Raw genomic sequence first — 12374 nt, 5'->3', positions numbered from 1 at the left:
ACAAATTTGTACTTGGTTATTTCCAATTTATTAACAATAAGAAATTATTGTTAACACACTATAGCTATTGAAAACTATTTAATAGCCATTTTTGTTTCCTCTTTCCAGGTTTGAACACTTGCAATAACATTATTATTGTAGTCAATTTCTTTTAAACCATCTTCTTTCCACATAAACCATTTCCCTACTTTTTTTCCTGCTTCATAATGTGCAATCGTAGTTTTAATGCCTTTTTCATTAAAAGAAATCCAAGTTCCTGTTAATTTTTTATCTTTAAAAAAGCCTTGTTCTTTTACTTGACCATTTTCATGAAAGTAAGTAGCTTTTACTAAATCATTTTCTTTTTCAAACGTTGTTTCTGTACCCTGAGCTTGCAATAATGATATAGATAATATGCAAACAACTAATATAAATTTTTTCATGTATGTTTTTTTTTAAATTAATATTCTCTTTCGATATTACAAATATACAAAAAAATTTACATAAAACAACCATTTACGTAACATTAATTTAACATTGGGATTTTCTAGCACATTATTTAATCCTTAATTTTATTTTATAATCACTATATTCACAGCGTATTAACTATTTTAAACAAAAATAATATGGCAGTTATGAAAGTTATTGAGGTTTTATCTAATTCTGATAAAAGTTGGGAAGAAGCAACAAGAAAAGCAGTAAAACAAGCTTCTAAATCGGTAAAAAATATTAAATCGGTATTTGTACAATCGCAAAGTGCAGTGGTTGATGGCGATGATGTTACCGAATTTAGAGTCAACTTAAAAATTACTTTTGAAGTAAAGTAATTTTATAAATACTTACTATTATAAAAGCGGTTTTGTGAAAGCAAAACTGCTTTTTTTTAGCCAAAAACAAACACCTATAGTCAAAATAGCTTCAAGAAAACACTCGAATTGACAAGAATCATCAAAAAAAAGCTAAAAATTACGGCAAATCAGGATGTGAACCTGAATACAATTGCGCCTCTTTTTTTTAAAGAAGATACAAGCTATTTTGTAAAATAGTTGAAGATTAGTAACAATGCCTAGCCCCGATTGAAGCATTTGTTTGAGCTCTTTTTTATTTTTCTTTTTGAAAAAATAAAAAAAGCGAGTGCGGAAAGCGGGAAATTGCTTCAAAATAAAACAACAAAACAAAACTCTAAATACCTTTATATAGTTCCTATTTTTAGAGTTTTAGTGTCGTTTATTTATTTTTTCATTTAAATAAATTTTACAGATATTTTTAAATTTATACTTTACTTTTACACTCTAATTTAAAAAATCATAAAATGGAACAAAACATCCTAAAATTAAAAGACCTTTTATTTGAATTTGGCCCAAAAGTAATTTCGGCATTAATTCTTTTATTTGTAGGGCTTTGGGTTATTAAAATTGTAACAAAAGCAGTAAATCAATTAATGCTAAAACGTAATTTAGATGCCTCTTTACAGGGTTTTTTAGCTAGTTTAATTGGCTGGGGTTTAAAAATATTTTTATTCGTTACTGTTGCAGGTCAATTAGGGATAGAAACAACCTCTTTTGCAGCAATTATTGCCGCTTTAGGTTTGGCTATTGGTATGGCATTACAAGGTGCTTTATCTAACTTTGCAGGTGGTGCATTAATTATGGTTTTTAAGCCTTTTAAAATTGGTGACTATATTGAAGCGCAAGGTGAACAAGGTACTGTTAAAGAGATTCAAATTTTTACAACCAAGTTAAACACTATTGATAATAGAGAGGTTATTGTTCCTAACGGAATATTATCTAACGGAAATATTGTTAATTATTCTTCGGAAGAAAACAGGCGTGTTGATTTGGTTTTTGGCGTTTCTTATGATGCTGATATCAAACAAACAAAAGAGGTATTGTTAAGTGTTTTAAACAATACTCCTTATGCTTTGAAAAATCCTGAACCTGCTGTTATGGTTAGTGAATTAGCAGATAGTTCTGTTAATTTTACCACAAGAACTTGGGTGAAATCTGCCGATTATTGGACGGCTCATTTTTATATTATTGAAAATATGAAAATAGCATTAGACAAGGCTGGAATTGAAATTCCTTATCCACATGCTGTTGAAATTCAAAAAGAAGCTTAAACTTTCTTTTTTTCAACACCAGCAACAAAATCTTTTAAATAAAAAGGTTCAAAATAAGCGACATCTTCGATGTCGTTTTTTTTGTATTTAGCCTCACTTAATACTGCCATTTGTGTTGCCGACGGAAATTTATCTTCAATAAAAATAGCGTTATCATGCTGTAATATTTCTTTACATTTGGCTGCTCCATCGCCTAAGAAATAAACATTTCCTTGTGCTAATTCTTCTTTAAAAGAGTTTTCATCAATAATTTGAGCTTGAATTTCACGTACATCTTCATATTTTGAGTTGTAAACTGCTGAATATACTTCCATTCTGCGAGCGTCTAACATCGGTACAATTAAACCTTGATCTACAGAAATACTATGTGCTAATGAATTTAATGTTTCAATAGAAATCAACGGTTTATCTATGGCAAAACAAATTCCTTTTGCTGCCGAAACACCAATGCGAAGCCCTGTGTATGAACCTGGTCCTTTACTAACGGCTACGGCATCAATATTAGGAGCTGTTATCTTTGCTTGGGTTAAAAGTTCTTGAATAAATGGATGTAATTTTTCTGCATGAGAGTAATTACCGTCGTTTAATTCTCTAATAGCGATAATTTCGCCATTTTCTGCTAAGCATACCGAACAATTTTTGGTTGCTGTTTCTATATTTAAAATTATTGCCAATTGAAATCTATTTATTTATTACAAATTTTTTGCAAAGATACATTATAAACAAAAAATGGCGTTAGTTTTTACATAACGCCGTTTTTTAGTCTAAAATAATGTGATTATTAATCAACAATAGCTTCTCCAAAATAGAATTTTAAGACTTTTGTTTTAAATACATAATCGTATTTAGAGCGAATCATTACGCCTTGAGCTGTTACCAACTTATTGCGTACTTGATCAAAATCAAATTGTGTTATTGAACCATGTTTATAACCTACTTGTGCATTTTTAAAGGCTTCTTTTTGTGCTTCTAATGATATTTTTGCTACTTCAAATGTTTTTGCTGCTGCTTTGGCTTCTAAAAATGACGTTGTTATTTCTTGTTCTAATTGTAATTGTTTGCTTTGTAAATTAAAAGTACTTTGTTCTTTGTTAATTGCAGCTTTTGCAACCCTATTTTTAGTTTGAAAACGATTGAATAAAGGCACATTTAATGAAAGCCCAATACCATAGCCTAAATTATCTTTTAATTGTTTAAAAAAGTAAGTGTTAGGTTTTTGCCCTGGAAGTAAATCAAAACTATGCCCAAAATTTGTGGCGGCATTTGCTGAGGCTGTTAGTGTTGGTAAATAAGCTCCTTTTGCCATTTCAATACTTAAATCTGCATTTTTAATATTCAATTTAGCATTGGCTATTTCAGGTCTGTTTGTAAGCGCTTTGCTGTAAACACTTTGTGCCGAATCATACAATAAAGCAGCAGATGGTGCATCAATTTTTATAGCTGCTACATCAAAATTAGGGCTAGAAACTTGCAATACTTGCTTTAAATTTAACAAGGCTAAGTTTAAGGTGTTTTCTTGTAGTACTAAATTTTGTTGGTCATTAGCAGCAGTTGCTTTTGCATTTAATAAATCACTTTTTGGTATTGCACCTGCATCAAATTTTATAGTTGCTTGTGCTGTTTGGTTTTTACTTATTTCAGACTGTACCTTAGCGACCTTTAAATTTTCTTTTGCAAACAGTACATTTAAATAGTAATTTACAACGTTTAAAGAAATATCATTGGTTATTTTGGCTACCTCTAATTTACGTGCTTGAACACCTAATTTTGCTTGTTTTAAAGTGTTTAAATTTCTAAAACCATTAAAAATTGTTACTCCTGTATTTAAACTATATGAGTTTCCAAAGGTATTTTGTGATACTAAATTTCTTGTAACAGGATGTAAAGTGGAACCAAAACCTAAATTAGAACTTGTAGAACCGTTTAGGTTGGGTAAAAAATTACCTTTTGCTATTTCTGTATCTTTTTCAGCTAATTTAATTTGTAGCTTATTTTGTTTAATAGTAATATTATTTTCTAATGCGTGATTAACACATTGTTTTAATGTCCATTGTTTTTGAGAAAAACCAGCTATCGAAGTAAATAAAGCTGCGAGTATTACCATTTTTGTTTTCAAGACGAATGTTTTTAATATAGTTAGCTAATTCAAAAGAAGTCATCAATAAAATGAAATTACTAAGTTATTGATTACTAAACGATGTGTTTTTAAACAGGTTTCTTTTTTATTTTTAAGTATAATGAAAAAACCAGTTTCTTTTTTTTATAAGACGACTAAAATGAATATATGTTACAAAAAAAAACACTCTTATTTAGAGTGTTCATTTTTTAATACTTTTTTGATGATTTTTTATGTTTATAGATAAAGTAAAATAATACTCCTACTAAAATATAAGGAAATATCATTAAATAGGTAATTCCGTTATTAACGCCCTCGGCAATGGTTTCATTTCCGCCTTCTACAACCGCCTTACACATAGCGCATTGGGCATTTGCATCCGAAGAAATAATTAATACTAAAATTATTAAAAGTTTTTTATACATAATATGGAGATATCATTAAATACACAATTACACCTGTTACAGCAACATATAACCATAAAGGAAACGTAATTTTTGCTATTTTTTTATGTTCAGGGAAATCACCTAAACGAGCTCTCATAAAGGTAATCAATACAAAAGGAATTACAATTATTGATAATATAATATGTGTTATCAGAATAAATAAATAGATATACTTCACAATTCCTTGCCCTCCAAATGAGGTGGAATCTGAAGTCATATGATATGCCACATACAGTACTAAAAATAGTGCCGAACAAGCAATTGCTGTAGTATTTAGTTGTTCGTGTAATTTTTTATTTCCTTTTTTAATCGCAATTACTGATGCTATTAATAATACAGCGGTTAGTCCGTTTATACTCGCATATATTGGTGGTAAAAACGATAACGGCTCAACATTAGGAATTTTAATTCCAAACAATGCCGCCACAGCTATTGGAATTACAATAGATACAATGCTGATTAATTTTTTATATTTTTGTTCTTTTGTATTCATAATACTTGTTTAAATTATTCCTTTAATAATAACTTAATATCTTGTTTTAATTCTTTAATTTGATTTCCAAAACCGTGTTCATCTAAGGCTCGATAATACATAATAGGATTTCCATGCTCATCATAACGAGAACGGATATTTCCGTTTTTATCAACCAAAGCAAACAAGCCTGAATGTTCAAAACCTCCGTGCGAAACTTCGCCTTTTCCTACAAATAGTTTAAATCCTTTGTTCGATAAATCATACACAACATCTTCAGATTTACCTGTTAATAAATGCCAGTTTTTATGATTAATGCCATTTTGAAGTGCATATTGTTTTAATTGCCTTGGGCTATCAATTTCGGGAGTAATCGAAAAAGAAGCAATTCCGAAGTTAGGATTCCCTATAAATTCATTTTGAATCGTAACCATTTGAGCATTCATTATAGGGCAAATACTTGGGCAACTAGCAAAGAAAAACTCTACAACATATACTTTATTTTCAAAATCTTTGTTGTTAATTGTTTTACCGTTTTGATTGATAAACTCAAAACTTGGTACTTTATTAAAAGTATGTAAATCGGAAGTTTGAAAGTGTTTTACAATTTTTGGTACCGAATAAATACCAAATAATAAAATAATAAACGAAATTCCAACGTATGAATAGTTATTTTTTTTCATTTGAAATGCTGTTTTTTCTTCGGTCGTCACTACTATTATTCTTTTTCAATGCCATTTTATATTCGACTAAAACAACGCTGATATCATCAATCATATCATTTTTAAGTTCAGCTACTGATTTCATCGTGTAACCAAATAAGTTTTCGTTTTCTAAACTCTTAATAGTTGATTTACCTCTTCTTAAATTAAGTTCTTTATCAATAATATAGGCTTTTGATGAATGACTATTTTCATCTAAAGAAACGCCTGTTTTAAAGCTTTCGTGTAAGGCTTGCATTTCTTCGGATGAAGCAAAAACAAAATTCCACCTGCTTAAATCAGTATTAACACTTAGCATTTTTTTTAGGGCTTCTATTTCTTCTTTCTGGCTTTTATCAACCAAAGAAATCATCTGAAAACTTACATAATTAGAAAATTTATTGTAAATTTTTTCCTTTAAATTATACACTTCTCCTTTTGCCAAGGCGATGTCGTTTCCTAAAAAAGTAACTACCGACACTCTTCTGTCAAAAGAAATACTTTTATCGATTAACGAAATATCGATAACACTTTTAGATACTATTGGTAACTTTCCAAAATTATGCGTTCCTAACTGTAGTAATATATAAAACAATAATGGCACTATAAATAGTGCAAATAATACCGTAAATTTTTTAAAATTTTTCATTTTAAATCTAATTCAGTTCTAATTAAAGTCAAAAAAAGGTGGTTAAAACCACCTTTTTTCTAAAAATTTTATTTGATTACCATTTTACTAATGGCGCTAATGTTTCATGTAAATAATTACCTTCTATTAAAATAATAAATAGTAAATAAGAAACTAAAAATACCGCTGACCAAACAATTGATCTTCTAAACCATGTTTTTTCGCCTTCTAAGTGCATAAATGCCCAAGCAATATAATATGCTTTTACCAATGTTAAGATTATAAAAAGCCAGTTTAACCAACTAGTTCCTAAACCGTGTAAATGCAATGCAGCTGGTTTAACAATACCAAAAGCTACTTCAACAGTTGTTATAATTGTTAAGATTGCTAAAACAATCCAGATTCTTTTTTTATTTGATTCGTGTGCGTGACCCATTTTAATATCGTTTTTTAATTATACTAAATAGAAAAAGGTGAATACAAATACCCAAACTAAATCTACAAAGTGCCAATATAAACCTACTTTTTCAACCATTTCATAGTGTCCTCTACGTTCGTAAGTACCTAAAACTACATTGAAAAATATAATAATATTTAAGATAATTCCTGATAATACGTGAAAACCGTGGAAACCTGTAATAAAGAAAAAGAAATCTGCAAAAATAGGATTCCCATATTCATTTTCATGTAAATTAGCTCCTTCAACAACCTTGGTCATTAAAGGTAATTTAGCTAAACTTTCAGCTCTTGATAAAACTATTTTTTGCTTTGTAGCAAGGTCTAATTTTTCCGTTCTTATTAATAAAGAAGGATCTGCTTTAAAAGCTTCTTGAATTTGTGCTACTGAATACTCAGAAACTGTTGCTTCTTTTTCAAACCACAACCCGTTTTCACGTGTGTGCTGAATTCTATCATCTTTTCTTTGCGCGTGTACAAAATCAGCTAAAGCTATTTGATGATATTTAGGATTTCCTTCAGCATCAACACCATCTTGTTTTGCAAATTGCAAAATATGATTGTTAGTCGTTTTAACAGCTCCATAAGAACCGTTGATAAAGTTTTTCCACTCCCATGCTTGTGATCCTACGAAAATAATTCCGAAAATGATCGTTGCAAACATATACCAAGCAACTTTATTTTTTTTCTTTTGATGACCCGCATCAACCGCTAACACCATTGTTACTGATGATATGATTAAAATAAATGTCATTAAGGCTACATAATACATCGGTGCATGCACACCATGTAATCCCGGAAAGTGAGTAAACACTTCATCGGCGATTGGCCATGAATCAATAAATTTAAAACGAGTTAATCCATAAGCGGCTAAAAAACCTGAAAAGGTTAACGCATCTGAAACGATGAAAAACCACATCATCATTTTACCATAGGTAGCACCAAATGGTTTTTCACCACCGCCGCCCCAGGCTTCTTTCTTGTCAGAATTTACAGCAATATTTGCTTCCATAAATCTTTTTTTGTTAATTTTTGTTAAAACAGTGTGCCAAAATTACGCAATTTTCATCATCTTATGAAATAGAAAAAGAAAAATAGATAAATCCATAAAATATCTACAAAATGCCAGAAGATTCCACCTAACTCAAAGCCAAGCGTATCAGCTGATGAATATTTCTTTTTAAAATGATTATAAATAACGACTAACAGTACAATTATACCCGCTAAAAGGTGTAAAATATGCATGAAAGTTATCCCTAAAACAAACGAGGTAGAAACGGTACTTTCAGGTCCTGTAAAAAATAAACCAACAGCTCTTAATTCATTAAAACCTACATATTGGAACCATACAAAACCAATTCCTAAGACTAAAGTTGCCAACAAAAAGAGCAGCGAAGCTTTTAAATTATCTTTTTTTAATAATAATTGCGATATTATTAAGGTAATACTACTTAGTATAATTAAAACGGTACTGATGTAAAATGCTTGTGGCAAATCAAAAGTAACCCAATCATCTCGTTTCTGACTTACCACGTAAGCACTTGTCAGCCCGGCAAAAAACATAGCCATACTAATCATCGAAATCCATAACATTGGTTTAGCTGATTTTCTTTTACCAGCCCTTAATTCTTCTTGTAAAGTTTGTGCGCTCATTTTTATTAGTGTAAAAATTTATCGACCACGTAAATTATAGGTACGATTGTTATATAAAAAACACTGGCTAACATTAATTTTCGTGCGTCAGTATTTTTTTCTGATTTATATAATTGAAAAGCATAGTACAACATTAACACCCCTAATAATGATACTATTACAGCGGTTAATGGATAAATATAAAAGTTACCTGTTACTTTTAACACCGGTGCTACCGACATTAAAATCATAATACAGGTATAAAAAATTATTTGGACAACTGCTCCTTTGTCTTTTTTATCCATAGGAAGCATGTGCAAGCCTGCTTTATTATATTCTTCAAATTGCAACCAACCAATTGCCCAAAAATGAGGAAATTGCCAGAAAAACTGAATCATAAATAAAAATCCTGCTTCAATACCAAAATGACCTGTTGCAGCAACCCAACCTAACATAAAAGGAATCGCTCCAGGAATAGCACCTACAAATACAGCCAAAGGTGTTACGGCTTTTAAAGGCGTGTAAGCACTGGTGTATAAAAAAATAGAGACCGCTCCAAACAAAGCGCATTTAGGATCAATGGCGTATAAAACACCAATACCGACTATGGTAAAAATAATCGCAATAGTTAATGCTACAGTTGTACTCATTCTGCCTGCTGGTAAAGGACGATCTTTAGTACGCTGCATTAAAGCATCAATATCTTTTTCAATTACTTGATTAAAAGCATTCGACGCCCCCACCATTAAATAACCTCCAAAGGCTAGTAAAAGTACAATGGTATAATCGATTGTTTCAGCCCCTAATAAGTACCCAGTAATAGAAGTAAAAACAACACTTATAGACAAACCTACTTTGGTTAATTGTTTAAAATCATTGAACAATGATTTTAAAGATACTTTATTATGTACGGGTGATTTTGAATTCAATGCGATGGTTATTTTATTTTTGCAAAGATATTTCTTTCTTACTTAACGACCATAAAAAAGGGGGCTAATTGAAATATTTTAAAAAAAAATGAAAAAAGTTTTTTTTATCTAATAAAAGGTTGTAGATTTGCACCCGCATTGCAACACATGCAAACGATCTTTAAAATAATTTTTGACTACGCGAAAGTAGCTCAGGGGTAGAGCATCACCTTGCCAAGGTGGGGGTCGCGGGTTCAAATCCCGTCTTTCGCTCTGAGACTTTCTTAAAAAATATTCCAATTTGATTGATTACAATCAAACACGCTGAAGTGGTGGAATTGGTAGACACGTTGGACTTAAAATCCAATGGCCCTTGGGCCGTGCGGGTTCAAGTCCCGCCTTCAGTACTAAGCCTCGCTTTTATTAGCGAGGTTTATTTTAAGAAAGAGTCAAAAAATTAAATATAAAAATCCACTTGCTGAAGTGGTGGAATTGGTAGACACGTTGGACTTAAAATCCAATGACCCTTGGGTCGTGCGGGTTCAAGTCCCGCCTTCAGTACTAAGCCTTAACATTTATTTGTTAAGGCTTTTTTATTGTCTTTTATTTAAATGATTGAAAATTGAAATTTCATCTTTTAAAAAATAAAATGTTGTACTTTATCAATTAATTGTAAATAGAAATAATCCAGTTCCACTCTATAAAATAAACTTATCACTATTTTCCAAATGAAAAAAATATTAAGTGAGTTATTCAAAAAATCAATTGAACTGAATGATTATGTTTATTCAGATAAACAAATTGAAAAAAAATGGATAGGAAATCTAAATACAACTCTTACAGAAATAAACAAAGTTGAGTTAAAATTGAATGTTAAATTTCCAAATGATTATAAAAATCTCTTATTAATTTCAAATGGATTTTTAACTTCTACAGATGCAGTTGAACCAAGTTTTATACCTATTCAAAAAGTTGATTACCTAAAAAATGTTTTCCCCGAAATGGTGAGAATATGGACAGAGAATGAGCCTAATGGAACTTTTGAAAAAGAATTAGAAAGTAGTTTAATAATTGCTGGTATTAATGATGAACAACAGTTTCTCTTAATTCCACCAATTGAAAAAGAAGGAAATTGGAAATATTGGAAATTCGCAAATTGGATACCAGGAGAAGAAGTTTATGAAAATCTAACGGAATATATAAAAGGTGTAATTGAATTCTTAAATGAAGAAATTAATACTGAATAATAAAATTTAGCTAAGTAACAAACAGAAAGGCTATTTTGAACTTAATGAAAATTGAAAAAGAAATTTAAAATAATTATTTTTAAAAAGTAATTAAAACTAAAAATGAATGAAGAGAATAAAAATACTGTTAGATATAGAAAAAAATTAAATAACGAAATTTCAAAAAGAACAAGTTTTATGAGTGATACTAAATGGAAGTATTTATTTAAAAAGATGAATACTATTAACTTTGGATATCAAATACTTGTAAAATTATTAATTGATGATAAATTGAGGGATTTTTATATTCCCAAACAAACCGATTTTATAAATAGAAAATATCTTGAAGGATTTTGGGGAACTTATCAATTAAAAGAAATAGAATACATATTTATTCCTTCTCTAAGAATTTATAAAAGAACTAATCGTAACGAAATTTTAAAACCAAAAATAGAAAATCAAGATATAGATAAATTAAAAAAATGTTTAGATACTGGAAAGAAAATTGAATATGACGTAACAGAAAAAGGCGTATTTATTTATGGATATGAAAAAAAAGTAGATTTTTAAGTCGTTAATCGTTGTATGAGCCTGTTTAAATTTCATCTAAAAAAGTTTTATAACGGTAAAATAGGACTCCAAGGGGTTTTTCCTCTATATTTTTTTAGAATAAAATTTAAAAAAGCTCTAAATAAAAACCAAAGCATCCTGCATTTCAATAATTTTTATAAAAAAATAAGTGCTAAAATATAAACTTAAAAATCATCAAAAATGAAAAAACAACACTTACAAGAAACCACTACATATTTAATCGATAACGGAATTACAAACCCCGAAATAGGAATTGTTTTAGGAACAGGGCTTGGGAAATTAATCAACGAAATTGATATTGAAAAAGAAATTTTATATGCCGATATTCCTCATTTTCCACAAGCAACAGTTGAATCTCATTCAGGGAAATTAATTTATGGAACTTTATCAGGAAAAAAAGTACTTGTAATGGCGGGGCGTTTTCATGTTTATGAAGGTTATAATTTATGGGAAGTTACCTACGGAATTAGAACAATGCACAGCTTAGGAATTAAAAACTTACTAATTTCAAATGCCGCTGGAGCAATTAACTTAACCTATAAAAAAGGCGATTTAATGCTTTTAGAAGACCATTTAAACTTACAAGGCGGTTCTCCCCTAGCTTTTAAAGGTGCTAAAAATTTCGGTAATATTTTTGCAGATATGCTTGAACCATATTCTAAAAAAATCAATAATTTATTGAAAGAAATTGCAAGTAATAATAGTATAGAATTACATGAAGGAATGTATGCAAGTGTTGTAGGCCCGCAATTAGAAACCAGAGCAGAATACCGAATGTTACAAATTTTAGAAGCAGATGCTGTAGGGATGAGTACCGTTCCTGAAGTGATTGTAGCTAAGCAATTAAACCTTCCTTGTGCTGCTATTTCTGTTTTAACCGATGAGTGTGATCCTAAAAATTTACAACCTGTAAATATTGCTGATATTATTTCCGTGGCGGGTAAAGCAGAACCAAAAATGATTGTATTATTTAAAGAATTAATCGCTAAATTATAATCTTATTTATAAATAAACGCTATTAAATGAATAGTAGCTAGCATTAAAACTATTGATAAAAAAAAATAGCCTTGAAATAAATCAAGGCTATTTTTATAATTAAA

At 29.8% G+C, this 12374-nt stretch carries 16 protein-coding genes and 3 tRNA genes; 8 read left to right on the top strand and 11 right to left on the bottom strand.

Features of this window, described 5'->3' with window-relative positions:
- Positions 1–74 precede the first annotated feature (74 nt).
- Positions 75–422: a toxin-antitoxin system YwqK family antitoxin gene (locus AQ1689_RS06065; RefSeq protein ID WP_058886316.1), complete on the bottom strand. Its 348-nt coding sequence runs from the start codon at positions 420–422 to the stop codon at positions 75–77.
- Between the two features lie 183 nt (positions 423–605).
- On the opposite strand from AQ1689_RS06065, the gene AQ1689_RS06060 reads away from it, so the two are divergent.
- Positions 606–806 carry a dodecin family protein gene (locus AQ1689_RS06060; RefSeq protein WP_058885941.1) on the top strand — a complete coding sequence of 67 codons (201 nt, stop codon included), beginning with the start codon at positions 606–608 and terminating at the stop codon, positions 804–806.
- A gap of 485 nt (positions 807–1291) precedes the next feature.
- Positions 1292–2098, top strand: coding sequence for a mechanosensitive ion channel family protein (locus AQ1689_RS06055; protein ID WP_101914962.1), 807 nt, complete (start codon positions 1292–1294; stop codon positions 2096–2098).
- Here AQ1689_RS06055 and tsaB read toward each other — a convergent pair.
- The 10 genes from tsaB to cyoE all read right to left on the bottom strand — a co-directional run bounded on the left by tsaB (position 2095) and on the right by cyoE (position 9478).
- A complete protein-coding gene (gene tsaB / locus AQ1689_RS06050) occupies positions 2095–2772 on the bottom strand; it encodes a tRNA (adenosine(37)-N6)-threonylcarbamoyltransferase complex dimerization subunit type 1 TsaB (protein ID WP_101955514.1) in 678 nt (225 codons plus the stop codon). The genes AQ1689_RS06055 and tsaB overlap by 4 nt on opposite strands.
- Before the next feature lie 107 nt (positions 2773–2879).
- Positions 2880–4202 carry a TolC family protein gene (locus AQ1689_RS06045; protein WP_232122515.1) on the bottom strand — a complete coding sequence of 441 codons (1323 nt, stop codon included), beginning with the start codon at positions 4200–4202 and terminating at the stop codon, positions 2880–2882.
- A 221-nt stretch (positions 4203–4423) separates the two neighbouring features.
- Complete coding sequence (locus AQ1689_RS06040; protein ID WP_101903259.1) at positions 4424–4639, bottom strand: hypothetical protein; 216 nt, start codon at positions 4637–4639, stop codon at positions 4424–4426.
- The gene (locus AQ1689_RS06035) at positions 4632–5153 is read right to left on the bottom strand and encodes a DUF420 domain-containing protein (RefSeq protein WP_058885946.1); all 522 of its coding nucleotides are present in this window, start codon (positions 5151–5153) and stop codon (positions 4632–4634) included. Before AQ1689_RS06035 ends, AQ1689_RS06040 begins: the two co-directional genes overlap by 8 nt.
- Before the next feature lie 14 nt (positions 5154–5167).
- Complete coding sequence (locus AQ1689_RS06030) at positions 5168–5815, bottom strand: SCO family protein (protein WP_101955512.1); 648 nt, start codon at positions 5813–5815, stop codon at positions 5168–5170.
- A complete protein-coding gene (locus AQ1689_RS06025; protein ID WP_101955511.1) occupies positions 5802–6482 on the bottom strand; it encodes a hypothetical protein in 681 nt (226 codons plus the stop codon). Before AQ1689_RS06025 ends, AQ1689_RS06030 begins: the two co-directional genes overlap by 14 nt.
- A 76-nt stretch (positions 6483–6558) precedes the next feature.
- Positions 6559–6897, bottom strand: coding sequence for a cytochrome C oxidase subunit IV family protein (locus tag AQ1689_RS06020; protein WP_101914967.1), 339 nt, complete (start codon positions 6895–6897; stop codon positions 6559–6561).
- An 18-nt stretch (positions 6898–6915) separates the two neighbouring features.
- Complete coding sequence (locus tag AQ1689_RS06015; RefSeq protein ID WP_101914968.1) at positions 6916–7929, bottom strand: cytochrome c oxidase subunit 3; 1014 nt, start codon at positions 7927–7929, stop codon at positions 6916–6918.
- A gap of 56 nt (positions 7930–7985) precedes the next feature.
- On the bottom strand, positions 7986–8570 hold the full coding sequence (locus tag AQ1689_RS06010; RefSeq protein WP_101914969.1) for a cytochrome c oxidase subunit 3: 585 nt from the start codon (positions 8568–8570) through the stop codon (positions 7986–7988).
- A 5-nt stretch (positions 8571–8575) separates the two neighbouring features.
- Positions 8576–9478 (bottom strand): heme o synthase, encoded by a 903-nt coding sequence (gene cyoE, locus AQ1689_RS06005; RefSeq protein WP_101914970.1) that lies wholly within the window; start codon positions 9476–9478, stop codon positions 8576–8578.
- Positions 9479–9658: 180 nt separating this feature from the next.
- Between cyoE and AQ1689_RS06000 the strand changes: the two genes are divergently transcribed.
- From AQ1689_RS06000 to AQ1689_RS05975, 6 genes are all read left to right on the top strand, one after another.
- A tRNA-Gly gene (locus AQ1689_RS06000) sits at positions 9659–9730 on the top strand.
- A gap of 50 nt (positions 9731–9780) precedes the next feature.
- Positions 9781–9864: transfer RNA gene (locus tag AQ1689_RS05995), tRNA-Leu, on the top strand.
- 70 nt (positions 9865–9934) lie between these two features.
- Positions 9935–10018, top strand: a tRNA-Leu gene (locus AQ1689_RS05990).
- A gap of 167 nt (positions 10019–10185) precedes the next feature.
- Positions 10186–10704, top strand: coding sequence for an SMI1/KNR4 family protein (locus tag AQ1689_RS05985; RefSeq protein WP_101955510.1), 519 nt, complete (start codon positions 10186–10188; stop codon positions 10702–10704).
- A gap of 102 nt (positions 10705–10806) precedes the next feature.
- Entirely contained in the window at positions 10807–11253 is a 447-nt protein-coding gene (locus tag AQ1689_RS05980; protein ID WP_101955509.1) for a DUF6678 family protein, read from the top strand.
- Between the two features lie 201 nt (positions 11254–11454).
- The gene (locus AQ1689_RS05975; RefSeq protein WP_101955508.1) at positions 11455–12270 is read left to right on the top strand and encodes a purine-nucleoside phosphorylase; all 816 of its coding nucleotides are present in this window, start codon (positions 11455–11457) and stop codon (positions 12268–12270) included.
- Positions 12271–12374 lie beyond the last annotated feature (104 nt).

Origin of the sequence: Tenacibaculum finnmarkense, from assembly GCF_900239185.1 — a bacterium.
In the GTDB taxonomy this organism is placed as follows: Bacteria; Bacteroidota; Bacteroidia; order Flavobacteriales; family Flavobacteriaceae; genus Polaribacter; species Polaribacter finnmarkensis.
The sequence above is the reverse complement of the archived record's forward strand: the minus strand, read 5'-3'. Positions and strand labels throughout refer to the sequence as shown.

Bases quoted from the DNA above. Each gene is read 5' to 3' on its own strand.
- AQ1689_RS06065 (WP_058886316.1), bottom strand. From the start codon at position 422: ATGAAAAAATTTATATTAGTTGTTTGCATATTATCTATATCATTATTG.
- AQ1689_RS06060 (WP_058885941.1), top strand. From the start codon at position 606: ATGGCAGTTATGAAAGTTATTGAGGTTTTATCTAATTCTGATAAAAGT.
- AQ1689_RS06055 (WP_101914962.1), top strand. From the start codon at position 1,292: ATGGAACAAAACATCCTAAAATTAAAAGACCTTTTATTTGAATTTGGC.
- AQ1689_RS06045 (WP_232122515.1), bottom strand. From the start codon at position 4,202: ATGGTAATACTCGCAGCTTTATTTACTTCGATAGCTGGTTTTTCTCAA.
- AQ1689_RS06040 (WP_101903259.1), bottom strand. From the start codon at position 4,639: ATGTATAAAAAACTTTTAATAATTTTAGTATTAATTATTTCTTCGGAT.
- AQ1689_RS06035 (WP_058885946.1), bottom strand. From the start codon at position 5,153: ATGAATACAAAAGAACAAAAATATAAAAAATTAATCAGCATTGTATCT.
- AQ1689_RS06030 (WP_101955512.1), bottom strand. From the start codon at position 5,815: ATGAAAAAAAATAACTATTCATACGTTGGAATTTCGTTTATTATTTTA.
- AQ1689_RS06025 (WP_101955511.1), bottom strand. From the start codon at position 6,482: ATGAAAAATTTTAAAAAATTTACGGTATTATTTGCACTATTTATAGTG.
- AQ1689_RS06020 (WP_101914967.1), bottom strand. From the start codon at position 6,897: ATGGGTCACGCACACGAATCAAATAAAAAAAGAATCTGGATTGTTTTA.
- AQ1689_RS06015 (WP_101914968.1), bottom strand. From the start codon at position 7,929: ATGGAAGCAAATATTGCTGTAAATTCTGACAAGAAAGAAGCCTGGGGC.
- AQ1689_RS06010 (WP_101914969.1), bottom strand. From the start codon at position 8,570: ATGAGCGCACAAACTTTACAAGAAGAATTAAGGGCTGGTAAAAGAAAA.
- AQ1689_RS05985 (WP_101955510.1), top strand. From the start codon at position 10,186: ATGAAAAAAATATTAAGTGAGTTATTCAAAAAATCAATTGAACTGAAT.
- AQ1689_RS05980 (WP_101955509.1), top strand. From the start codon at position 10,807: ATGAATGAAGAGAATAAAAATACTGTTAGATATAGAAAAAAATTAAAT.
- AQ1689_RS05975 (WP_101955508.1), top strand. From the start codon at position 11,455: ATGAAAAAACAACACTTACAAGAAACCACTACATATTTAATCGATAAC.